Source organism: Klebsiella sp. EMBS2024 (genome assembly GCF_036233805.1).
GTDB lineage: Bacteria > Pseudomonadota > Gammaproteobacteria > Enterobacterales > Enterobacteriaceae > Klebsiella > Klebsiella pneumoniae.
The window spans coordinates 4,246,269-4,270,103 of the sequence record NZ_JAZARW010000001.1 but is presented as its reverse complement, the minus strand read 5'-3'; the positions used below and the strand labels follow the sequence as shown (position 1 = coordinate 4,270,103).

General features: G+C 60.7%; 16 protein-coding genes and 1 pseudogene (1 of these 17 cut by a window edge). 14 read left to right on the top strand and 3 right to left on the bottom strand.

Annotated elements, in window-relative coordinates:
* Nucleotides 1-2: 2 nt before the first annotated feature.
* The 8 genes and pseudogenes from VZP09_RS19520 to VZP09_RS19485 all read left to right on the top strand — a co-directional run bounded on the left by VZP09_RS19520 (nt 3) and on the right by VZP09_RS19485 (nt 11,928).
* Nucleotides 3-182, top strand: a complete 180-nt coding sequence (locus tag VZP09_RS19520; protein ID WP_004145206.1) for a hypothetical protein — start codon at nt 3-5, stop codon at nt 180-182.
* A gap of 317 nt (nt 183-499) precedes the next feature.
* Entirely contained in the window at nt 500-1,033 is a 534-nt protein-coding gene (locus VZP09_RS19515) for a cellulose biosynthesis protein BcsO (protein ID WP_328795355.1), read from the top strand.
* A 1-nt stretch (nt 1,034) separates the two neighbouring features.
* Nucleotides 1,035-1,827, top strand: a pseudogene (locus tag VZP09_RS19510) (cellulose synthase operon protein YhjQ/BcsQ).
* Nucleotides 1,828-1,846: 19 nt separating this feature from the next.
* A complete protein-coding gene (gene bcsA / locus VZP09_RS19505; RefSeq protein ID WP_050484911.1) occupies nt 1,847-3,958 on the top strand; it encodes a UDP-forming cellulose synthase catalytic subunit in 2,112 nt (703 codons plus the stop codon).
* Complete coding sequence (gene bcsB / locus VZP09_RS19500) at nt 3,955-6,390, top strand: cellulose biosynthesis cyclic di-GMP-binding regulatory protein BcsB (protein ID WP_328795354.1); 2,436 nt, start codon at nt 3,955-3,957, stop codon at nt 6,388-6,390. Before bcsA (VZP09_RS19505) ends, bcsB (VZP09_RS19500) begins: the two co-directional genes overlap by 4 nt.
* Complete coding sequence (locus tag VZP09_RS19495; protein WP_328795353.1) at nt 6,387-10,439, top strand: cellulose biosynthesis protein BcsC; 4,053 nt, start codon at nt 6,387-6,389, stop codon at nt 10,437-10,439. The genes bcsB (VZP09_RS19500) and VZP09_RS19495 overlap by 4 nt, the downstream gene beginning before the upstream one ends.
* A complete protein-coding gene (gene bcsD, locus VZP09_RS19490; RefSeq protein WP_032104426.1) occupies nt 10,439-10,915 on the top strand; it encodes a cellulose biosynthesis protein BcsD in 477 nt (158 codons plus the stop codon). Before VZP09_RS19495 ends, bcsD begins: the two co-directional genes overlap by 1 nt.
* Nucleotides 10,916-10,926: 11 nt before the next feature.
* Nucleotides 10,927-11,928, top strand: coding sequence for a glycosyl hydrolase family 8 (locus VZP09_RS19485; protein WP_004181503.1), 1,002 nt, complete (start codon nt 10,927-10,929; stop codon nt 11,926-11,928).
* Nucleotides 11,929-12,035: 107 nt separating this feature from the next.
* Here the strand turns inward: VZP09_RS19485 and bcsG are convergent, their stop codons facing one another.
* From bcsG to bcsE, 3 genes are read right to left on the bottom strand one after another with little or no spacing between them, the layout of a single operon-like run.
* Nucleotides 12,036-13,715 (bottom strand): cellulose biosynthesis protein BcsG, encoded by a 1,680-nt coding sequence (bcsG, locus tag VZP09_RS19480; RefSeq protein ID WP_087804216.1) that lies wholly within the window; start codon nt 13,713-13,715, stop codon nt 12,036-12,038.
* A complete protein-coding gene (bcsF, locus tag VZP09_RS19475) occupies nt 13,712-13,909 on the bottom strand; it encodes a cellulose biosynthesis protein BcsF (RefSeq protein WP_002921518.1) in 198 nt (65 codons plus the stop codon). Before bcsF ends, bcsG begins: the two co-directional genes overlap by 4 nt.
* Nucleotides 13,909-15,462: a cellulose biosynthesis protein BcsE gene (gene bcsE, locus VZP09_RS19470; RefSeq protein ID WP_328795352.1), complete on the bottom strand. Its 1,554-nt coding sequence runs from the start codon at nt 15,460-15,462 to the stop codon at nt 13,909-13,911. The genes bcsF and bcsE overlap by 1 nt, the downstream gene beginning before the upstream one ends.
* Nucleotides 15,463-15,630: 168 nt before the next feature.
* Here bcsE and bcsR point away from each other — a divergent pair, with 168 nt between their 5' ends.
* The 6 genes in view from bcsR to bcsC are tightly spaced (at most 11 nt apart) and all read left to right on the top strand, a layout consistent with a single transcriptional unit that may run on beyond the window.
* Nucleotides 15,631-15,819, top strand: coding sequence for a cellulose biosynthesis protein BcsR (gene bcsR / locus VZP09_RS19465; RefSeq protein ID WP_002921513.1), 189 nt, complete (start codon nt 15,631-15,633; stop codon nt 15,817-15,819).
* Between the two features lie 11 nt (nt 15,820-15,830).
* A complete protein-coding gene (gene bcsQ / locus VZP09_RS19460; protein WP_243221690.1) occupies nt 15,831-16,562 on the top strand; it encodes a cellulose biosynthesis protein BcsQ in 732 nt (243 codons plus the stop codon).
* Nucleotides 16,559-19,177 (top strand): UDP-forming cellulose synthase catalytic subunit, encoded by a 2,619-nt coding sequence (gene bcsA, locus VZP09_RS19455; protein ID WP_002921508.1) that lies wholly within the window; start codon nt 16,559-16,561, stop codon nt 19,175-19,177. The genes bcsQ and bcsA (VZP09_RS19455) overlap by 4 nt, the downstream gene beginning before the upstream one ends.
* A 10-nt stretch (nt 19,178-19,187) precedes the next feature.
* Nucleotides 19,188-21,533 (top strand): cellulose biosynthesis cyclic di-GMP-binding regulatory protein BcsB, encoded by a 2,346-nt coding sequence (gene bcsB, locus VZP09_RS19450; protein ID WP_071591898.1) that lies wholly within the window; start codon nt 19,188-19,190, stop codon nt 21,531-21,533.
* A 3-nt stretch (nt 21,534-21,536) separates the two neighbouring features.
* Complete coding sequence (gene bcsZ / locus VZP09_RS19445) at nt 21,537-22,646, top strand: cellulose synthase complex periplasmic endoglucanase BcsZ (RefSeq protein WP_004151431.1); 1,110 nt, start codon at nt 21,537-21,539, stop codon at nt 22,644-22,646.
* Nucleotides 22,628-23,835 carry the 5' end (the start) of a cellulose synthase complex outer membrane protein BcsC gene (gene bcsC / locus VZP09_RS19440; protein ID WP_328795351.1) on the top strand. Its footprint extends 2,269 nt past the window's final position, so only the first 1,208 of its 3,477 coding nucleotides appear in the window; it begins with the start codon at nt 22,628-22,630; the stop codon falls past the right edge of the window. The genes bcsZ and bcsC overlap by 19 nt, the downstream gene beginning before the upstream one ends.

The following is a 23,835-nucleotide window of genomic DNA, read 5'->3' as shown; positions in this document are numbered from 1 at the left end:
CCATGGCCGGGAGCTTCTCTCCCGCCGTGGATAAAACCTGGCGCTTACGCATATTGCCGCAGTTTATGTCACGCTCTCAGAGCATTCTTCGTAGATTATCCGAAAAAATAAGCCTTTCAGTCCATTTTTATAGAATTAAAGAGAAATTAAAATGGTTCAGGTTTATTCTTTCGCTGATCTGACGCTATGATTTCATCATGACCTAATACTTTTATATAAAAACGACTGGGAAGCGTGGTGATTGCGGGAAGTTAAGGATGTACGCATACCTAAAAAATGGGGCTACCCTTCTGCAAGGGAAATGTTAGTGTAGCGATACTTCTGCCGTGGAATCATCCCGAAAATCAAATTCTAAACTATTATAACCCTGTCAATCGTGTGTATTGGTACGTCACCATCGGCGCGTTATCTGCCATCCCAGAAGCGTCACGATATTTTTAATATACCCAGAAAATAACAACAAACTTAATATGAAATTTTTAAAATCATGAGGTTATCAATGAACCATTATGATGATCTGCAGCGCTTTCAAGAAAAAACGCGGACGCAAAACCTCAACTTTCAGGATCTTTCTGCCGCCACGCGGGAACACGGCGACTGGGCGATCCTCAATCAGCTAAATCCCGGCGCCGAGAAACCCTCTTCTCTGGCGCTGGGAGGCTCGGTCTCCGCGCCGTTGCCGCAGTCGGTGCCCGCGGATCTGTTCCGCCAGGTAGAGGCGGCCGTAGCAGCGGCGCCAACCTCTGATCCTGTTGTGTCTGCCGCTTCGGCCGCGCCTGCTACTTCCCAGCCGGTCGTGGAGACCGCCGCAGCCGCACCGGAGCCGGTCAGGCAGGAGCCTGCGCCGACCCCTGCGCCTTCAATTCCGGCGTCGGAACCGGCCATGGCGCCGCCGCCGAGAATGGCCCCCCGACCCGCGCCCGCCGCCGAGAACTATGCCCACCTGTTCGCCGCGAAAAGCGCGGAGCCGGTGGCGAAAAATAAAGACCAGCCTTTGAAATCACTTCTGGAAAGGATCGCGACATGCCGTTGATTTGCGTCTGTTCACCGAAAGGCGGCGTAGGGAAAACGACCCTGGCGGCCAATTTAGCCTATTCGCTGGCGCGGACGGGCAGCAAAGTTCTGGCGCTGGATTTTGATGTCCAGAACGCGCTGCGTTTGCATTTTGGCGTACCGCTGAACGATGAGCGGGGCTATGTGGCGAAGGCGCTGGAGCTGCACGACTGGAGCCAGTGCGTGTTGAGCGCCGGCAGTAATATTTTCGTCCTGCCATATGGCGAAGTGAGCGAGGCGCAGCGTCAGGCGTTTGATGAGCAACTGACCCATAATGACCATTTCCTCCAGCGCGGTCTGTCCGCGCTGCTTAATTATCCCGGGCTTATCACCATCGCCGATATGCCCCCTGGACCTTCGCCCGCGCTAAAGGCGCTGACGGGGCTGGCGGACCTGCATCTTATCCCGCTGCTGGCGGATACCGCCTCGATGTCGACCCTGGCGCACGTAGAAAAGCAGCGCCTGACCGGCGCGGCGCTGAATCATAAGCACGGGCACTATTTCGTCATTAACCAAAGCGATAGCCGTCGCCAGGTCAGCCGGGACGTCACCAGCCTGATGGAAGAGAAACTGGGCGAGCGACTGCTTGGCGTGATCCATCGTGATGAAAGCGTGGTGGAGGCCAATGCCTCGCAGAAGTCGATCCTGGACTTTAACGCTTCCTCGGCAGCGGCCTTCGATATTGAAATCATGGCTAAAAAAATATCTTCGCTGTTGGGTATTCATATTGGCGATGGCACGGTGCACAGCCAGCCACGCATGTCAGGGCGTTAACTTTTTGCAGGGCTGCTGAATGAAAAAATCTCTTTTTTGGTTGCTGGCGCTGGTGCTGTCACCCGTCGCCGTGCTGGTGGTGATCACGCCGATGGACAGCCAAAAGCAGTATATTTTTGGTCTGTTAAGTATCGGTATTCTCTTTCTGATGGGCTTCAGCAAGCGCCGCAGCGTATCGGTCATTATGGTCGTCACGTCGCTGCTGATGTCCACCCGTTACATGTATTTTCGCCTCACGCAGACCCTGCACTTCAACTCGTCCATTGAAGCTATTCTCGGCATGGGACTCTTTCTGGCGGAAGTCTATATCTGGGTGATGCTACTGCTTAACTATCTGCAGACGGTCTGGCCGCTGAAGCGCGGCATTGTTCCGCTGCCGGATGATATGAGTAAGTGGCCGACGGTCGATATCTATATTCCGAGCTATAACGAACCGCTGGAGGTGGTGCGCGATACCGTCCTGGCGGCACAATGCATTGATTATCCAAAAGATAAAATGAAAATCTATCTTCTGGATGACGGTAAGCGCAGCGAGTTTGCCGTCTTCGCCGCCGACGTTGGGGTGGGCTATATCACCCGCAATGACAACAAGCACGCCAAAGCGGGGAACCTTAACCATGCGCTGACCCTGACTCAGGGGGAGCTTATCTGCGTTTTCGACTGCGACCACGTCGCCACGCGCGTGTTCCTGCAGGCCACCGTCGGCGGCTTCCTGAAAGACCCGATGCTGGCTCTGGTGCAGACGCCGCACTACTTCTATTCCCCGGATCCATTTGAACGTAACCTCTCCGTCGGACGCAACATTCCCAACGAAGGGATGTTGTTCTATGGCCCGATTCAGCAGGGGAACGACAACTGGAACGCCACCTTTTTCTGCGGCTCCTGTGCGGTGATCCGTCGCGAGGCGCTGGCGCAGATCGGCGGTTTCGCCGTCGAAACGGTGACCGAAGATGCTCATACGGCGCTGAAGTTTCAGCGTCTGGGGTGGAAGTCGGCCTTTCTCGATATCCCACTGGCCGCAGGCCTCGCTACTGAACGCCTGGTGGTGCACGTCATCCAGCGTACCCGCTGGGCGCGCGGGATGACGCAGATTTTCCGCGTCGATAATCCGCTGTTTGGCCGCGGGCTGACTTTTCAGCAGCGCTTGTGCTATCTCAGCGCCATGCTCTACTACCAGTTCGCGCTCCCGAGGGTGGTGTTTGTCACCGCCCCGCTGGCTTACCTGCTGTTTAACCTCAATATTATTTACTCTTCAGCGAGCCTGATCGTCTCCTATGCCCTGCCGCACCTGTTCCTCGCTATTTACGTTGGTTCGCGAATGAACGGCCGCTATCGCTACAGCTTCTGGGGGGAGATCTACGATATTGTGCTGGCCTTCCACCTGGTGCTGCCGACTCTGGTGACGATGATTTTCCCCAAACGCGGCAAGTTCAACGTTACCGATAAGGGGGGGCTGCTTGACGTCGGCTACTTCGATTTCACCGTGGTGCGCCCGCACCTGGTGGTGGCCTGCCTGCTGGCCCTGGGGGTGGTGGTCGGCATCGTCCGGGCGATTGGCCATGACTACTTTGGCTCGGATCCCAACGTTATCGCCCTCAACGTCGGGTGGGGGATCTACAGTCTGATCTTCCTGCTGGCGGCGATTGCCGTGGCGCGCGAAACGCGGCAGGTGCGAAAAACCATTCGTATCGATGTCGATATTCCGGTGGTGATCCATTACGCCAGCGGCATCGTCTCGCGCAGCCATACCGCGGACCTGTCGATGGGCGGCTGCCGCGTGGTCGCGCTTGATAATCGCCATCTGGAGGATGACATCGAAGAGATTGAGCTGATCCTGCAGTCCGGGGCTATCTCGATCCCTGCCCAGCTGGTCACCTCTGACGAGCGCTTCCTGCGCCTCAAGTTTGATGAAGATATTCCGCTTTCGCGCCGCCGTGAACTGGTGCGCGTGGTGCTGGCCCGCGCGGATGCGTGGATTAATCCGCCGCGCCCGCAGGATAACCCGTTCCGCTCCTTCTTCACCATTTTACGCTGCGTGTTCGAACTGTTCTGGCTGACGTGGAAAACCCGTCGCAGCCAGCGCAATCGGGCAACAGTGGCGAAAACGGCGCAGGAGGATGGGACGTTATGAAGCGATTAACCACGCTGGCGCTGCTGGCAGGGATGCTCTCTGCGCCTGCGCTACACAGTGAAGAACCGGGCTCCGGCGCCGCTGCCCCGCTGAGCTTCCCGCAGCTCAACGACGCGGCGGACAGCGAGCCAGGCGACGAACCTCCGGCTGCCTCGCCGGAGGAGGGCGCCTCTCCGGCAGCCCCCGCCACCGCCGGCGATGCGGCGGCGACGGCCCCTGCGCCGGTTATGCCGGACTTACCCCCGCCGGTGAGCGGCACGGCCGCGCCGGAGGTCATTCCTGTCGCTCCGGTCTGGGGAGGCGATCTGAATCTGGCGCAGATGGGGATGCCGGACGGGATTATCCTCAGCGGCGGCCAGCGACAGGGTGGGGTCAGCTTTACCCTGCCTGCCGATCAGGTGGTGATCCATTCGCAGCTCAGCCTTGCCGTTCGCGTATCGCCGGAGATGGCGAGCCGCAACGCCACCCTGCAGCTGATGCTCAACGGTCAACCGCTCGGCACGCTGCCGCTGGGCGCCGATGGCGAGGATGTCTCCCATTATCAGCTGGATATTCCGCCCGCGCTGATGGTCTCCAGCAATAACCTGAGCGTGAAGATCAACGATGGCGATACCCTGCAGTGCCAGCGTGACATTCATGATACGTCGCGGGTGACGGTGCTGCCCACGTCGCATTTCAGCTGGGAAAGCCAGCAGCTGAACATCAGCGACGACCTGAGCCACTTCCCGCGGCCCTTCTTTGACAGCATGCAGATGACCCCGGCGGACATTGCGGTCGCCTATGGGGCCAAGCCGTCGGCGGACGTCTTCAGCGCCGCGGCGCTGATCTCCTCCTGGCTGGGTATCCAGGCGGACTATCGCGGCATTGCCTTCAGCGCTCTGCGCGACCGTCTGCCGGAACGCCACGGCATCGTGATTGGCCATCCGGGGGAGCAGGTGGGCGGCATGATGCTGCCGGAAACCGATAAGCCGCTGCTGCGCATCATCGCCAACCCCGCCAATCCGGCCTATAAACTGCTGCTGATTGTCGGTAAAAACGATACGGCGCTGCGCATGGCCGCCTGGCGGTTAACCCGCGGCAACTTTGCGCCGCAAACCGCGACGCTGGATGTCGAACCGCAGACCATCCCGGTTGGCAAAGCATATGATGCCCCGCGCTGGATCCCCACCGATCGTCCGGTCAAGCTCAGCGAGCTGCTGCGTAAGGATCAAAGCCCGACCGTCAGCGGCGTCTGGCACGAACCTTTACGTATCGCCTTCCGCGCCGCGCCCGATCTCTATCTGTGGGATGGGGAGACCATTCCGCTACAGGTTGGCTACCGCTTCCCATCGGAAAGCTGGATTAATGAGGAAAAGTCCTTGCTGAGCGTAACGCTCAACGGCACCTTCCTCAACAACCTGCCGATGAACAAGCAGGGGCCGCTGGAGAAAGTCTGGCGCTACCTCGGGGGCGATGCGCGCCAGGAGCGCTTTACCATCCCGCTGGCGCCCTACCTGATTTACGGCGATAACCAGCTGTCGATGTACTTCAATGTGGTGCCAAAGGACGATGTTCCGTGTTCGGTGCTGCTGAATAACAATATCAAGAGCCGGATCACTGACGACTCCTGGATCGATTTGAGCAAGACGCGTCACTTCTCGCTGTTGCCCAATCTCTCCTACTTTGTCGGCGCCTCGTTCCCCTTCTCGCGGCTGGCGGACTATTCGCAGACGACCCTTCTGCTGCCGGCGGACCCGTCTGAAACCCAGGTGGCGACCCTGCTGAATCTGGCGGCACGCTCCGGGAACGCGACCGGCACCGCGCTGGCGAATAACCGCGTCGTGCTCGGGATGCCCACCGGCGGGGGGGATTTGCAGTCGCTGCGTGAACGTGACGTGCTGGCGGTCACCGCTCTCGATCAGCAGGCCTTTAACCAGAGCCTGCTGGCCGACTCACCCTACCGCCCGGTAGATAATGTGCTGAGCGTCCGCGAGCCAGACCTGTGGCAAAAAGTCCAGCGCCGGCTCACTGGCGACTGGACTTCCGCCAGCCTCGACGCCGATCGCTACTTTTCGTCGAGCAGCGCCTGGCGCGGGTTCATCAGCTATCGCTCGCCGTGGAATTCCACCCGCCTGGTGGTGGTGGCGCTGGCCAGCAATGATGACCAGCTGGCGCGACTGAAGACCGATCTGGAATCGCCGCGCATTAACGCCGGGATCCGCGGCGATACCGCGGTGATCACCAGCGATAACGGGGTGCGCAGCTTCCAGGTGAGTACGCCGTTCCCCAGCGGTCAGATGCCGTGGTACATGATGGCGGTCTGGTATGCCAGCCAGCACTCAGGTTTCCTGGCGGTGCTGGGGCTGATTGCCACCTCGATAATGGGACTGGCGCTGACCGCGATGTTTAAACGTCACGCCCGTAAGCGTCTGGGTTCGGGGGATAACCAATGAAAAGAAAGATAATAATAACGATGAAGACCTCCCGTCGGCTCACCACCTTCTGCCTCACCGGCGCGTTGACTCTCGCTGCCTCGGGCGGCGCGCTGGCGGCGGGGAACGACGCGGCGCTACAGGCGCTGTTCGCTCAGGCCAACTACTGGCATGAGAAATCTCATGACGAGCTGGCGATGGAGTCCCTGCAGAAGGTGCTCTCGGTGGATGCCAACAACACCCAGGCGCTGTATCTGATGGCGCTCTGGTCGCAGCAGGGCGGCGATATGCAGGCGGCGGCGCAGTGGCGCGCGCGGCTGGCGAAAGCGGCCCCTGACAGCCCGGGACTACAGGATCTGGACAACGCCAAAAAGATGTCGCAGATGCCGCAGGGCCAGCTCAACCTGGCCCGCCAGCAGGCGCGCGGAGGCAATATCCCCGGGGCGCTGGCGACCTGGCGCAGTATGTTCAATGGCAATACGCCGCCTGCCGGGCTGGCGGCGGAATATTACCTGACCATGGCCAGCGACAAATCGCTCTATCCGCAGGCTATCAGCGAGCTGCGCCAGTACGTGGCGCAGCATCCGCAGGAGAACGCCCCGCGGGTGGCGTTGGGCAAAGCGTTAACCTGGCGGGAAGAGACTCGCCGGGAAGGGATCGCCCTGCTCGAGCCGATGGCCAGCGGCAATAAAGAGGCGGACAGCGGCTTGCGCCAGGCGCTGCTCTGGCTGGGCCCGCAGGCCGGGGATGAGCAGTATTACGACACCTGGATGCAGCGGCATCCCCAGGACAGCGAAGTTCAGAATTACTTTCGCGAACGGCGCAGCGGTCNGGCGCGCGGCCAGGGCTACGCCAATCTCAACAGCGGCAATACCGCCGCCGCGAAGCAGCAGTTTGAAGAGGTATTGCAGACCAACCCCCAGGATGCCGATGCGCTGGCGGGCATGGGCTATATCGCCCAGCGCAGCGGCGACTACCAGGCCGCGTCGCAGTATTTGAGCCGGGCCGCGGACCTCGGCGGCGACGCCTCGGCGACCCGTCGTCAGCAGGCGGCCGATGCGCTGTTCTACGGCCAGCTGGCGCAGGCCCAGCAGGCCTATAAGCAGGGCAATATCAGCCAGGCGCTGGCGCTCTCCGCGCCGTTGGCGCAGCAGAGCGGGGCGCAGGGCGCCTCGGCGAAGCTGTTCCGCGCCGATGTGCTGCGGCACAACAAAGATTTGCCCCAGGCGGAGCAAACGCTGCGCTCACTGTTAAATGACGATCCGCAGAACGCGGCGGCGCGGGAAAACCTCTATTACGTGCTGCGCGAGCAGAATAAATCCGCCGAGGCGCAGGCGATGCTGCAGACGCTCCCGCAGAGCCTGCGGCAAAAACTGCAGCCGCGGGTGGTGGCCGGTATGCCGGGCGATGCCCTGCGCCGTCAGGCCCAGGCGCAGGTCAGCAGCGGTAACCCAGCCGGCGCCATTGCCACCCTGCGCGAAGGCGTCGCCCGCTATCCGGACGATCCCTGGCTGCGCCTCGACCTGGCCCGGCTGCTGCAAAAATCGGGTAACGGCAGCGAGGCCTCTTCGCTGATGTCGGCGGCCTATCGCCCCGGCGCCAGCAACAGTGCGCTGTATGCCGCCGCCCTGTTTGCCAGCGAAAACGGCGCCTGGCAGCAGGCGCAGACGCTGCTGGCGCGCATTCCCGGCGGCAGCCAGACCAGCGACATGCGCGATTTGCGCCAGCGGGTGAACTACAACCTGCAGTTGGTGACGGCCGAAAACTACCTGGCGCAGGGCAATACCATCGCCGCCAGCAATACCCTGCGGGCGATGGCCTCCACGCCGCCAAAAGCCCCGGCGGACGCCGGCAAGCTGGCGCGTCTGCTGGCCGAGAGCGGCGACCTGACCACCGCGGTCTCGCTGGTGCGCAACAATATCAGCAGCGGCGTATCCGGCAATGCCGGGGATTACGCCGATCAGATCGCCGTCCTGAATCAGGCCGGGCTGACCGGCGAGGCGCAGAACCTGATCAGCAATCCGCAGCTGCAGGCCAGCAGTACGCCGACGCAGCTGGCGAGCATTCGCAATGGCTATGTGATCAACGAAGCCGACCGCCTGCGCGAGCAGGGCAATTACGCTGCGGCGTATGACAAGCTGATCCGCGCTATGCAAAGCGATCCGCAAAATACCGATCTGATGTTCGCCATGGCGCGGCTGTACCAGAGCGGCAAAATGAACAAAGAGGCCGGGGTGGTCTATGACTACCTGATGACGCGCGATACGCCGAACCAGGATGCGCGCGCCGGGGCCATCGACGTGGCGCTGTCGGCGGGGAACAACGATCGCGCTGAACAGCTGGCCGGCGGTTTGCGCCAGGATAACTCCCCGGATCGCCTGCTGCTGCTGGTGAGAGTGGCGGAGGCCCAGGGACATCATCAGCAGGCGATGACCTATCTGCGCAGCGCCCGCGGCAAACTGCTGGGCATGCAAAGCACCAACAGTAGCGAAACGCCGACCGTCGGCGGGGTGCTGGCGGCGGATAACCCCTTTATCGGCGTGTCGCAAACGTCGGCGCCGACGCGGACGGCCTCCGCCTACGGGCAGTACATGCCGTGGCAGGTTGCCCAGTCGGCCGCCGCGCCTGGTTCCACGCTGCCGGGGATCCAGCGCACCGATCTGCCGGTGGACACCGCCCAGACGCGGATGCTGCGTCAGGTGGACACCATGATGGAGTCGCTGCAGGAGAAAACCGGCAGCTGGCTGCAGGGGGGAATGGACGTGCGTGGACGCGACGGCGAATCGGGCACCAGCAAGCTGACGGAGCTCCGGACGCCGCTGACCTGGTCATCCTCGCCGTTTGGCGACTCGCGCTTTGACTTTACCGTCACCCCGGTGTCGTTGAACGCCGGGACCGCCAGCGGCGACGCCTGGCGTCGCTACGGCGCCAACCCGCTGGCTAACGCGGTCTCCAACATGGTGAGTACCGCCACCAGCGAGCAGGCGGCGATCGCCTCGATGACCGAGGCGGAGCGGACGGCCTATTTCGCCAGCAATCCAGGGGCCGAGGCGTTAAGCGGCCTCGGCACCCTGAACGCGGCAGATTTCAATCCTACCACCAGCAGCGGGATGGAAAACCTGGCGAAGCTCGGGAGCTATGATGCGGGGCAGGTGGCCAGCTATCTCTCTTCGTCCAGCCGCAAGCCGAACGTTGACCAGACCAGCGGCTCGACCGATTCGCAGAAGGCCAATGGCGTCGAACTGGCGCTGGCGTTAAGCGGTGACGATTACCGGGTCGATATCGGCAGCACGCCGTTGGGCCAGGATCTTAATACCGTAGTCGGCGGGGTGAAATGGTCGCCCAAGCTGACCAACTATCTGTCGCTGATCCTCACCGGCGAACGCCGCTCGCTAACCGACAGCCTGCTTTCCTACGTGGGTCTGAAAGACGCCTATTCCGGGAAAACCTGGGGGCAGGTGACGAAAAACGGCGGCACCCTGCAGCTGAGCTATGACGACGGCGACGCGGGCTTCTATGTCGGCGGCGGTGGATACAGCTATCTGGGGCAGAACGTCGCCAGTAACACCAGTATCAACGCCAATGCCGGGGTCTATCTTCGTCCCTACCATGACGAATACCGCCAGCTGCAGGCCGGGTTGAGCATGAGCTATATGGATTACTCCAAAAACCTCAGCTACTTCACCTATGGTCAGGGGGGCTACTTTAGTCCGCAAAACTACGTCAGCGTATCGCTGCCGGTCAGTCTGACGGAGAAATATGATAACTGGACCATGAAGCTCGGCGGCTCGGTGGGCTATCAGTCTTACAGTCAGGATAAGAGCGCCTATTTCCCGACCAATTCGGAGTGGCAACAGACCCTGGAGACGGCGGTGAGCAATGGGTTTGCCAAGGAAGCCTACTACTCCGCGACCTCGAAGAGCGGCATAGGGTATACCCTGCGCGCCGGGGCGGATTACAAGGTCAACAAACAAATGACCCTGGGGGGCCAGATTGGCTATGACACCTTCGGGGATTATAACGAAAGCACCGCCGGGCTCTATATTCGCTATATGTTAGGAGATCATTGATGATGACGGAGAACAATAACCCGGTGGTGATGACCTGGTTTCAGCAGCAGCAGACGCCTGCCGGATGGTTCGATCTGTTGATTATTATGGTCGAAGGTATGCTAAATAATGCCGGCGAGCTGGAAAGCCAGCCCTTCCTGCGTCAGATGGGCGCCTCGCTGGCGGAGACCCATCCGCTGCCGGCGTCGGAGACGGTGGGGGATCTGGAGGCCAATATCAACCGGCTGCTGACTCATTTTCACTGGGGCGTGGTGACCATCGATGTCGGTGAGGACGGCCTGCGCCTGCGCCATCAGGCGTTGCCGGTCAGCCGCGCCGAAGCGGGGCGCGTGCGCTGGTGCAACGCGTTCTGTGCCATACTCGAGGGGTTATATTCTCGCTGGCTGCAGAGTCAGGGAGGCAGTGCCCACGTGATACTGCAGCGTGAGCGGGTGTTCTCCGTCTCTGACGTTCAGTTTCTCTACTACCATCCATAAAGAGTGAATTTATGCCCCTGCGTGCTTTAGTGGCGGTGATAGTGACAACGGTAGTGATGCTGGTGCCCAGGGCGTGGGCGGATACGGCCTGGGAGCGCTATAAGGCCCGTTTTATGATGCCGGATGGTCGTATCATTGATACCGCCAATGGCAATGTGTCGCATACGGAAGGTCAGGGCTTCGCCATGCTCCTGGCGGTGGCGAATAACGATCGTCCGGCGTTCGACAAGCTGTGGCAGTGGACGGACAACACCCTGCGCAACAAGTCTAACGGGCTGTTTTACTGGCGCTATAACCCGGTGGCGCCGGACCCTATCGCCGATAAAAACAACGCCTCCGATGGCGATACCCTGATCGCCTGGGCGCTGCTGCGCGCGCAAAAGCAGTGGCAGGATAAGCGCTATGCGATTGCCTCTGACGCCATCACCGCCGCCCTGCTGAAGTCTACGGTGGTGTCTTTCGCCGGTCGCCAGGTAATGCTCCCGGGTGTGAAAGGGTTCAACCTCAATGATCACCTGAACCTTAACCCTTCCTATTTCATCTTCCCGGCCTGGCGCGCCTTCGCGGAGCGGACGCATCTCACCGCCTGGCGGACATTGCAGAGCGACGGACAGGCGCTGCTGGGGCAAATGGGCTGGGGGAAATCACATCTACCCAGCGACTGGGTGGCGCTGCGGGCGGATGGCAAGATGCTGCCAGCCAAAGAGTGGCCGCCGCGGATGAGTTTCGATGCGATCCGTATCCCGCTGTATCTCTCGTGGGCCGATCCGCACAGCGCCTTGCTCGCGCCCTGGAAGGCCTGGATGCAGAGTTACCCGCGCCTGCAAACCCCGGCGTGGATCAACGTCAGCACCAACGAGGTGGCTCCCTGGTATATGGCCGGCGGCCTGCTGGCGGTGCGCGATCTGACGCTGGGTGAACCGCAGGAGGCGCCGCAGATTGACGACAAGGATGATTATTACTCTGCCAGCCTCAAGCTGTTGGTCTGGCTGGCGAAACAGGATCAGCGCTAAATACGGTGATTGATTTGCCGCCTTCCCCGCCCGTATGCCTGCGGGCTGAGAAGGTAGAATGGGAACGTCTCACGATGTAAGGCCGCCAACATAGGCGGCCTTGTCGCTTATTGCGGATAAGGCACCCAGCTACCGCCATTCAGCTGGACATAAGGCTTGCCCTGATACTGGATGACGATGGCGTTGGCGTTCTCGGACACCGCCGCGCTCTGCGGCAGGTTGGCGACATACTGCTGCCAGTTGACGCTGTCCTCGCTGAACATTTTGCCGTCGAGGGCGCGCACCACCAGCTCCGACACCGCCAGATAACTGCTGGGCTGATCGATGATAATCGGCGCCCCTTCATGCGGCGCCTTCATGCCGAAGAATTTCACCGCCGTCGGGACGTTAGTGATCGACGGGCTTGGAATATCGCGCAGGCCAGATACCTGCATCTTATCGCCCTTCAGCGCGCCGCCGTGTTCCGGCACCACCACCACCATCACTTTCCGCCCCGATTTCTCCAGCTCGGTGAAGAAGTTATCCAGGTCATCAAACAGCTTCTGCGCCCGCACTTTGTAGTCTGCGGTTTTGCTTTGTCCCGGGAAGTGGTTGCCGTCATGCAGCGGCAGGGTGTTATAGAAGGTGGCGTTCCGCGGATTGCTGCTGGCCTCTTCGGTCTTCAGCCAGCGGTTGAGGACCGCCAGATCCTCATACACCGGGGAGCCGTCAAACGCCTGCAGGCTGACCGGCAGGCCGCTCTGGTCCATCAGCGGACTCTGCATGCCGCCCAGCGAACGCAGTTCTTTCAGGAAGTCGCCGAACAGACCGTTATGGCCGAGCATCAGCTGCTGGTTGAAGCCGAGCTTCGCCAGGTTTTCAAACAGGTAGCAATCGGCGCCGGACGGCTGATACAGGTTAGTATGCGACAGCTGGCCGCAGCTGGCGCGCAGCAGGCGCACCGCCGCCGGGCCGCTGTAGGAGGTCGCGGAGTTAAAGTTTTTGAAGACAATATCAAAGTGCTTCCATAGCGGATGATCCATCAGACCGGCGGCTTCAATATCCGACCAGGAGAGGGAGCAGATGTTGATCACCAGCAGGTCAAACGGCTGCGCATCCGCCGGCAGCTGGTCCGGGAACGGCGTCTTGCGCTTCTGCTCGGCGGCATAGAAAGCGTTCAGCCAGTTGGTCAGGTTGGCTGAGGTCGGCGGCTCGGTCTGCGGCGGAATATCGCTGTTGGCGGGGCTGGACGCGGCGCCAGCGGCGGCGTTGGCCCCGGTATTGGCCTGTGCGGTCGTGGCGGCGGCCGTGGTGGGCTGACCGGAGGGCCATAGGGTAAAGGCCGGCAGCAGCGGGCTGACCGCCAGCCAGACGACCATTGCCGAGACAAACACGGTGACGCGCAGCCACTGGCTGATAAACAACCATAGCACCAGCAAAACAAAGAAGGCGCCAACCATGCTCCAGTTGATAAAGCGGACAATCAGATCCCAGATATAGCTGGCGCTGAAGCCGGCGATTTGCGACCCCTGGCTAAAAATCGACTCTGGCCCGGGCAGCCAGGTATCGTGCCAGAACAGCGCGAATCCCAGCGGAATAGCGATCCAGTGGCGGATACGGTGTAGCTTTTCGCGCGGGATCGGCACCAGCAGAAAGGCGAGAAATACCAGGTTCAGCATCGGATGGAAATTGAGATACCCGGCCCACAGCAGGGCAAACTTGACCAGAAAGTAGAAGTTCCAGCCGCCAAGGCCGCGCCAGTACTGCCAGAGCGGAAGCGGTGCCGCGGTCGTTTTTTTATTTGTCATTTGTTCGCTTTGCCTTGCTTAACCGTTGTTCCCCGGCGTAATACCCCTGCCGGTTTCACGTAACGGGGTTTAAAGAACATCAGTCTTAACGTCGTGCGGATCCGGCGCTGATAGTGGCGCGTCAGGTAGCCCAGCGGAAAAAACAGCAGGGCGCAGAGCACCACCAGTTGCAGAATATCGGCGAGAGACATCATCAGGCTTGCTCCTCGCGGGTGGTTAACCGGAGTGGTTCGGGGTAGCGTCGCCAGTGGCGTCCATCGTGGGTGGCGTTAATGGTCTCGTTTTTACCGACCGAGAGAGGCAGCGGCGTGTTCCAGCGCGCCGGCTCGACGCCGCGCATGATTACGATTTCCGAGAGGATTTGCTTGTCTTCAAACCACACCATACGGTTAGAAAAAATATCGCCGGTCGGCAGCGGGAAAATGTGGTTTAGCGCGGTATCGAGGTCATTGATCCGGCAAAACGACAAAAACAGCACCAGCCGGTTATTGCCGATGGTCATGATGTCGCCCATCCGGTTAGGTTTGCATAACGTCAGCGCCTGCTCAACGCGCAGCCCCGGCGCCGGGCGCAGGGCCACCATCACGCCTTTGCTGTCGGGTGGAAGCAGGGTATTGGTCATCACGTTGTGTACCGCTTCGCAGAAGGCATCCCACTTCTGGTAGCCGCGCCGCTTTAACGGCTGACTCCAGGTCAGCAGGGTGGCAAAATCTTCCGGGATATGGCGGGAGAACTTTTGGTTCTGTACGCTTTCGATTAGCGTCAGGCAGCGGGAGAGCGATGCGCTGCTGGGGATCACCAGGCTGGCGCCGCTGCTGAGCAGTAGCCGCTCATCGGTCGCGCGCAGGCTCGGGGTTTGTTCACGGACGATGATTTTCAGCGCCGTACCGCGCTGGCGACGTAGGGTATGAATATAGCGGCCCAGCTGTTCAATTTGCGTATTTTGGGTAATGGAGAAGAGGATCGTCGCCGCTTGCGCGGTGCGCCCGGCGTTGAAGACCTCGTCGTTGGTGTCAAACAGCGTCCAGTATTCCGACAGCGGCGGGGCGCCTTCCAGCACGCGCACATGGCTGAGGATCGCTTTTTCGTCGCTGCGCGGCTGCACGCTGGTTTCAGCGTCCTGCGCTAATCGCCAGCCAGCGTCATCATGTTGCACCATCAGCTGCTGTTGGGCGCTGATACCCTTATCGCTTCCCCACCAGGCAATATCAAAGATATGCCGGTCGCCCTGGTAACGAATACTTGCCAGTCCGGAAAGGAAGCGGTACTCACGTAATAAGGGAGTCAGCTGCCGATCGATTTCCTGCGCGGAATTGATCGCTAAGAACGCGCAACGGTGATATTGCGCCCAGCGGCTGGTCTTTTCTACCCAGGCGCATAACTTTTCATTATTTATATTTTGCCAGGCATTTTCAGCGCATAGCAGAATAAACAAATAATTGCCAGGTTCGAGGGAGCAGACTAAATCGCGGTGTATTTCCTCCAGCGCCTGCGGGCGATTCGGCAGGGTGAACAGCGCGATATTATCCGGACCGTGAGTATGATCTAAGGAAATGATATCCTTGGGTTTGTTTCCCATAACCAGCGCGGCAACGTGGCTGTTTTTCGCCTGCGCGGCCAGCGTCTGATTAAACAGGCTGACGGCATCGGCATAACGGTCGACGTTGAGCCACCATACTCCGCCGACCGGCATATGGCACACTTCATCCCATAATGATGAAATACCCAAAGTAAATACATTATCCACGGCATCCCTCGTGCGCCCTGATTGACACTGAATAAGTTTACTAGCGAAACCGACAGAGTAAACCTAACATTGAAATTAAAGGTCATCAGTTTTAGCATGTACACCTGCTTTTAAGGATGAGCTGTATACGTCCTCTGGTTTAATAATAAATTTCGAACGGACAGAGATATGCCAGCAAAAGATCCTGCGGTACCCACGGACGCCACGCTGGGGTACACCTTTCAAAATGATTTTCTGGCGCTTAGCCGGGCATTTTCCCTGCCGGATATTGATTATCATGATATTTCCAGGCGCGAACAGCTGAACGCGGCGCTGAAGCGCTGGCCGCTGCTGGCAGAGTTTGCAGAGAAAAAATAAGGAAGCCGGAGATGGCTATTCTGGGATTACAGGGCGTGCGCGGGGGAACTGGCGTCACGTCCATTACGGCTGCACTCGCCTGGGCCCTGCAATTGCTCGGTGAAAGCGTGCTGGCGATCGACGCCAGCCCGGATAATATGCTGCGCTTTTTCTTTAATACCGATATCCATCATCAGGACGGCTGGGCGCGGGCGCTGCTCGACGGCCGGGACTGGCGTGACGCGGGCTTGCGCTATACGCAGCATATCGATCTGCTGCCGTTTGGCCAGCTCAGCGCCGGCGAAAGAGAAAATGTCGACCAGCTGCAGCCCACCCTGGGGGCGATAGCGGAGGCAGTACAGCAGCTACAGGGCCAGTACCGCTGGCTGCTGCTGGATCTGCCGGCGGGTTATTCGCCGTTGACTCGCGAGCTGCTGACGCTTTGCGATCGCTCGCTGGTGGTGGTTCATCCCGACGCCAATAGCCATATCCGTCTACACCAGCAGCCCCTCCCGGCCAACGGCGATATTCTGATTAACGATCTGCGGGTCGGCAGCCACCTGCAGGAAGATCTCTACCAGCTGTGGCTGGAGAGCCAGCCGCGCATCCTGCCGGTGACGATTCACCGCGACGAGGCGATGGCCGAGTGCCTGGCGGCGAAACAACCTCTTGGGGAGTATCGTCAGGATTCGCTGGCGGCGGAAGAGGTGCTGACCCTGGCGAACTGGTGCCTGATCCACTATTCCGCCGGGAGAGCGGCATGATCCGCCTCAGTACGCTGCTGCTGGCCCCGCCGGTGGGGGAGCGGCTGCGTGCGCGCTATGATGACTATCGGCAGCACGGCGCTTCGTGGCTGTCGGCGTCGCTTGGCTGTCTGTGGGCGTCGCTGGTCTGGGCGCTGATGCCGCTGGAGACGCCGCGCTGGCAGGCGATTCTGGCCCGCCATGAAACCTATTTTCCCCACATAAATCCGCATCGCCCGCGTCCGCTGGATCCGCTGCGCTACCTGCTGCAATCCCTGTGGTTACTGACGACGCGCGTGCCGGAGCCGGAGAAAAAGGTCAACTGGCGTTCGCTGGCGGCGCTGGAAGGGGTGCACGGTCGCTATACGCAGTGGCTGGAAAAATTGCCTGAGCAGATGAACGCCCGGACCGGCCATCTGGATAAACAGAAAGAGCTGGCACACCTCAATCCTAAACTGCGCCGGGCGATCCTTGGGGGGGTGACCTTCTGCTCGCTGGTGCTGGCGCTGATGTGTATTACGCAGCCCTTTAACCCGCTGTCGCAGTTTATCTTCCTGATGCTGCTGTGGGGCGTGGCGCTGCTGGTGCGACGCATCCCGGGCCGTTTCTCGGCGCTGATGCTGATCGTGCTGTCGCTGACGGTGTCGTGCCGCTATATCTGGTGGCGCTATACCTCGACGCTGAACTGGAACGACCCGGTAAGTCTGGTGTGCGGGATCATTCTGCTGTTCGCAGAGACCTACGCCTGGGTGGTGCTGGTGCTGGGCTACTTCCAGGTGGTCTGGCCGCTGAATCGCCAGCCGGTGCCGCTGCCGGAGGACATGGATTTGTGGCCAACTGTGGACATCTTCGTCCCCACCTATAACGAAGATCTCAACGTGGTGAAAAACACCATTTACGCCTCGCAGGGTATCGACTGGCCGAAGGACAAGCTGAACATCTGGATCCTCGACGACGGCGGACGGGAAGCGTTTCGCCAGTTTGCCAAAGATGTTGGGGTGCACTATATCGCCCGCACCAGCCACGAACACGCCAAGGCCGGCAACATCAATAATGCGCTGAAATATGCCAAAGGGGAGTTCGTCTCGATCTTTGACTGCGACCATGTGCCGACGCGCTCGTTTCTGCAGATGACCATGGGCTGGTTTCTGAAAGAGAAAGAGCTGGCGATGATGCAGACCCCGCACCACTTCTTCTCGCCCGATCCCTTTGAGCGCAACCTTGGTCGTTTTCGCAAAACGCCGAACGAAGGGACGCTATTCTACGGCCTGGTGCAGGACGGGAACGACATGTGGGACGCCACCTTCTTCTGCGGCTCCTGCGCCGTTATCCGCCGCGGCCCGCTGGACGAAATTGGCGGGATAGCCGTCGAAACGGTGACCGAAGATGCCCACACCTCGCTGCGTCTGCACCGGCGGGGATATACCTCCGCCTATATGCGTATTCCGCAGGCGGCGGGGCTGGCGACGGAGAGTTTATCCGCGCATATCGGCCAGCGCATCCGCTGGGCGCGCGGGATGGTGCAGATATTCCGCCTCGATAATCCGCTGTTTGGCAAAGGCCTGAAGCTGGTGCAGCGCGTCTGCTACGCCAACGCCATGCTTCACTTTCTCTCCGGTATTCCGCGCCTCATCTTTCTCACGGCGCCGCTGGCCTTTTTGCTGCTCCATGCCTATATCATTTATGCGCCAGCGCTGATGATCGCGCTATTCGTGTTGCCGCACATGATCCACGCCAGCCTGACCAACTCGAAGATTCAGGGCAAATATCGCCATTCGTTCTGGAGTGAAATTTACGAGACGGTGCTGGCCTGGTATATCGCGCCGCCCACTTTTGTGGCGCTGATCAACCCGCATAAAGGCAAGTTCAACGTCACCGCGAAGGGCGGGCTGGTGGAAGAGGAGTATGTCGACTGGGTGATCTCCCGGCCCTATATCTACCTGGTGCTGCTCAATCTGGTCGGCGTCGCGGTGGGGATCTGGCGCTTCATGTACGGCCCGGAAAATGAAATCCTCACCGTCTGGGTGAGTATTGTCTGGGTATTCTACAACCTGATTATTCTTGGCGGCGCGGTGGCGGTCTCGGTTGAAAGCAAGCAGGTTCGCCGTTCGCACCGTGTCGAAATGAGCATGCCGGCGGCTATCGCCCGCGAAGATGGTCACCTGTTCTCCTGCACCGTCCACGACTATTCCGATGGCGGACTGGGGATCAAAATTAACGGCGACGCGCAGGTGCTGGAAGGCCAGAACGCCAGGCTGCTGCTCAAACGGGGACAGCAGGAGTATGCCTTCCCGGTCAGGGTCGCGCGGGTCAACGGCAGCGAAGTGGGGCTCCAGCTGCTGCCGTTAACCAACCAGCAGCATATCGATTTTGTGCAGTGTACGTTTGCCCGCGCTGATACGTGGGCGCTTTGGCAGGATAGCTTCCCGGAAGATAAGCCGATGGAAAGCCTGCTGGATATCCTCAAGCTGGGCTTCCGTGGCTATCGTCACCTGGCGGAGTTTTCGCCGCCGTCGGTGAAGGTGGTTTTCCGCGCGCTCACTTCGCTGGTGGCCTGGATAGCGTCGTTTGTACCCCGACGCCCTGAACGCGCCGCGCCGACGCTCTCTGCAGACCCGGCAATGGCTCAACAATGATGATAATGCGATGAAAAGAAAACTTTCCTGGATGTGTGCAGTAGCGGTGGGCATGTGCAGCTGGTATCCACTGGTCTCTTACGCGGCGCCGGCCGCGGTGGCGAACGCTGCCCCTGGCGTTCAGCCGCAGGCCGCGACCCCGGCTGCGCCGATCGTGGTGGGCGAGCCGACGGCGACCCTCGCCGAACCGACCGCTCCGGCGGCGCTGGCCGAGAACGTGCCGCAGCGGGAGGTGAAGCTGAGCTTTGCCACCATCGCGCCGCCGCCCGGCAGCATCGTGCTGCGCGGCTCACGGCCTGACGCGTCGGTCGAATTCGGCATGCGCAGCGATGAGCTGGTCGCCAACGCGCTGCTCAATCTGGAATACACCCCATCGCCCTCGCTGCTGCCCGTGCAGTCGCAGCTGAAAGTCTATCTCAACGATGAGCTGATGGGCGTTCTGCCCGTCACTAAAGAGCAGCTGGGGAAAAAGATCCGCGCGCAGCTGCCGATTGACCCGCTGTACATCACCGACTTCAACCGCGTACGGCTGGAGTTTGTCGGCCACTACCGCGACGTCTGCGAAAACCCGGCCAGCAGTACGCTGTGGCTGGACGTCGGACGCGAAAGCTATCTGGATCTCACCTACCAGTCGCTGAAGGTAAATAACGATCTGTCACACTTCCCGGTGCCGTTCTACGATCCGCGCGATAACCGTCCGCTGAAGCTGCCGATGATTTTCCCGGGCTCGCCAGCGGTCACCCAGCAGCAGGCGGCGGCGATAGTCGCCTCCTGGTTCGGCAGCAAGGCCGGCTGGCGCGGCCAGCAGTTCCCGGTCTATTTCAATGAACTGCCGGATCGTAACGCCATTGTCTTCGCCACCAACGACAAGCGTCCGGACTTCCTGCGCGATCATCCGCCGGTCAAGGCACCGACCATCGAAATGATCGACAACCCGAACGATCCCTACGTCAAGCTGCTGGTGATTTTCGGCCGCGATGATAACGACCTGCTGCTGGCGGCGAAGGGGATTGCTCAGGGCAATATTCTGTTCCGCGGCAGCAGCGTCACCGTGGACGGCATCAAAACCCTGCAGCCGCGTCAGCCTTACGACGCGCCGAACTGGGTGCGCACCGACCGTTCGGTCACCTTTGCTGAGCTGAAAACCTATGAGCAACAGCTGCAGTCCAGCGGCCTGGTGCCGGATGCCATCACCGTGGCGCTTAACCTGCCGCCGGATCTCTATCTGCTGCGGGCCAACGGCATCGATATGGATCTGAAATACCGCTACACCATGCCGCCGGTGAAGGACAGCTCGCGGATGGATATCAGCCTCAACGACCAGTTTCTGCAGTCGTTCAGCCTTAACAGCTCCCAGGACGTGAACAAACTGATCCTGCGCCTGCCGGTGCTGCAGGGGCTGCTGGACGGCAAATCGGAGGTCACCATCCCCGCGCTGCGTCTTGGGGCGGTCAACCAGCTGCGCTTTGACTTCCAGTATATGAACCCGATGCCCGGCGGCTCCATCGACAACTGTATTACCTTCCAGCCGGTGCAGAACCATGTGGTGATTGGCGACGATTCGACCATCGACTTCTCGAAGTATTATCACTTTATCGCCTTGCCAGACCTGCGCGTCTTCGCCAATGCGGGCTTCCCTTACAGCCGTATGGCGGACCTTTCCGACACGCTGGTGGTGGTGCCGAAGGCGCCGACCCAGGGCCAGGTGGCGACGCTGCTGCAGGCGCTGGGGGGCATCGGTTCGCAGACCGGTCTGGCGGCGATTAATCTGCAGATGACCGACGATGGCAACCAGATCAAGAATAAAGACGCGGATCTGCTGCTGATCGGCGCGATCCCGTCGTCCCTCAAGGACGACACCAAAATCAACCTGCTGGTCGAGGCGACCAAAAGCTGGGTGAAAATGCCGATGCGCCACTATGACCTGGCGAGCATTTATCCCGACGATGAGGCCCGCACGCCCAATACCCGCACCGACATTACCTCTTCCGGGCCGATGGCGGCGGTGATTGGCTTCCAGTCGCCGTATAACGATCAGCGCAGCGTGGTGGCCCTGCTGGCCGACAGCCCGCGCGGTAATGAACTGCTGACCAACGCCCTCAACGACAGCGGTAAGCGGGCAGCGATGTTTGGCTCGGTGGCGGTGATCCGCGAATCCGGCGTCAACAGTCTGCGGGTGGGGGATATTTACTACGTGGGTCATCTGCCCTGGTTCGAGCGCATCTGGTTCGCGCTCTCTAACCACCCGATACTGCTGGCGATCTTCGCCGCCATCAGCATTGTGCTGCTGGCATGGGTGCTGTGGCGCATGCTGCGCATCATCAGCCGCCGCCGTCTTAGCCTGGATGATGAGTAAACCATGATGAAAGTACTTTGTGGCGCGGTGCTCTCGGCGCTGCTGCTGGCGGCGGGCCAGGTGGGCGCCGCCTGCCAGTGGCCCGCCTGGGAGCAGTTTAAACAAGCGTACGTCAGCCCCGAGGGACGGGTGATTGACCCCAGCGATGCGCGCAAAATCTCCACCTCCGAAGGGCAGAGCTATGGCCTGTTTTTCGCCCTGGCGGCCAACGATCGCGCAGGGTTCGACAAACTGCTGACCTGGACGCAGAACAACCTGGCGGAAGGCGATCTGAAACAACATCTGCCGGGCTGGCTGTGGGGCAAAAAGGACGATGAGCAGTGGACCCTGCTGGACAGCAACTCGGCGTCCGACTCGGATCTGTGGATAGCCTGGGCGCTGCTGGAGGCGGGCCGCCTGTGGCAGCAGCCGCAGTACACCGAGACCGGTAAAGCCCTGCTGGCGCGGATTGTCGCTGAAGAGACGGTGGCGGTACCGGGCCTCGGCACGATGCTGCTGCCGGGAAAAGTCGGTTTTGCCGATGACAGCGGCTGGCGGTTTAACCCCAGCTATCTTCCGCCGCAGCTGGCCACCTACTTTGTGCGTTTTGGCGCGCCGTGGCCCGCTCTGCGCGACAGTAACCTGCGCCTGCTGCTGGAGACCGCGCCGAAAGGCTTTACCCCGGACTGGGTGCGCTATGAGAAAGGGAAAGGCTGGCAGCTGAAAACCGAAAAGCCGCCGATCGGCAGCTATGACGCGATTCGCGTCTACCTGTGGGTGGGCATGCTCCATGATGGCGATAAGCAGAAAGCGCGTTTGCTGCAACGCTTCGCGCCGATGGCGGCGCAGACCACGGAGCAGGGGGTACCGCCGGAGAAAGTGAATATCGCCACCGGCAAAACCAGCGGTCAGGGGCCAGTGGGCTTCTCCGCGGCAATGCTGCCGTTTTTACAGGACGACGAGGCCCGGTCGGTGCAACGCCAGCGCGTCGCCGATAACTATCCCGGCGCGGATGCCTACTACAGCGCAGTTCTGACGCTGTTCGGCCAGGGTTGGGATCAACACCGTTTTCGTTTCACGGCGAGTGGCGAATTACAACCTGACTGGAACCAGGAATGCGCAAGCTCTCACTAAGTTTACTCACGCTGTCCCTCGGCGTTGCGCTGCTGCCGTTAGCGCAGGCGGCGACGACGCCTGCCCAGGAGCATCTGCTGGAGCAGGTCCGCCTCGGCGAGGCCAGCAATCGTGAAGACCTGGTGCGCCAGTCGCTGTACCGTCTGGAGCTGATTGATCCCAACAACCCGGAGCTGATTGCCGCGCGGATGCGCTATCTGCTGCGTCAGGGGGATGCCGCCGGGGCGCAAAAAGAGCTGGAACGACTGACGAAGCTGGCGCCGGACTCCCCGGAGCTGAAGGCGTCGCGCAATGAGATGAAAAGCAACACCGGCGAGGGCCGCCAGGCGCTGCAGCAGGCGCGACTGCTGGGCGTGGCCGGGAAGGTCGATGAAGCCATCGCCGCCTATGAAAAACTGTACGGCGGGGTGCCGGATGACGTTGACGTCGCCATTGAGTACTGGACGCTGGTGGCGCGCCTGCCGGCCCGCCATAGCGAAGGCGTCAGCCAGTTGAAAAAACTGAACGCCAGCGCGCCGGGCAACGTCAGCCTGCTGACTTCGCTGGCGAAGCAGATGTTCGCCGATAACAAACCGCAGGAGGGGTTCGCCTATCTGGCGGAGATGGCCCGATCGGCCTCGGGACGCGGTATCGCCGCCGATATGTGGTTCAGTGAGGTGAAAAGCATGCCGGTGAGTAAGGCCAGCGTGCAGGCGTTGCAGCAATTTCTTCTGCAGTTTCCCACCGGCTCGGTGGCGGCGAACGCCCGCGTTCTGCTCGACCAACAGCAGGCGCAGCTGCAGGATCCGACTTTCCGCGCCCGCTCGGAAGGGCTNGCGGCGGTCAAGTCCGGGAATACCACGCATGCGGTCGCGGATCTGCAGAAAGCCGTTCAGGCCGACAGCCGCGACAGCGACGCGGTGGGCGCTCTCGGCCAGGCCTATTCCCAGCGCGGCGACCGCGCGCGGGCAGTGGCGCAGCTCAGTAAAGCGATTGCCATGGACCCTGACAGCCCGAACCGCGGCAAGTGGGACAGCCTGCTGCAAACTAACCGCTACTGGCTGCTGATAAAGCAGGGGGATAACGCCCTGAAAGCCGGCCAGCTTTCGCAGGCGCAGAACTATTATGCCCAGGCGCAGCGGGTCGATCGCACCGACAGCTATGCCGTGCTGGGGCTGGGGGACGTCGCGGCGGCGCGCAAAGAGGNNGC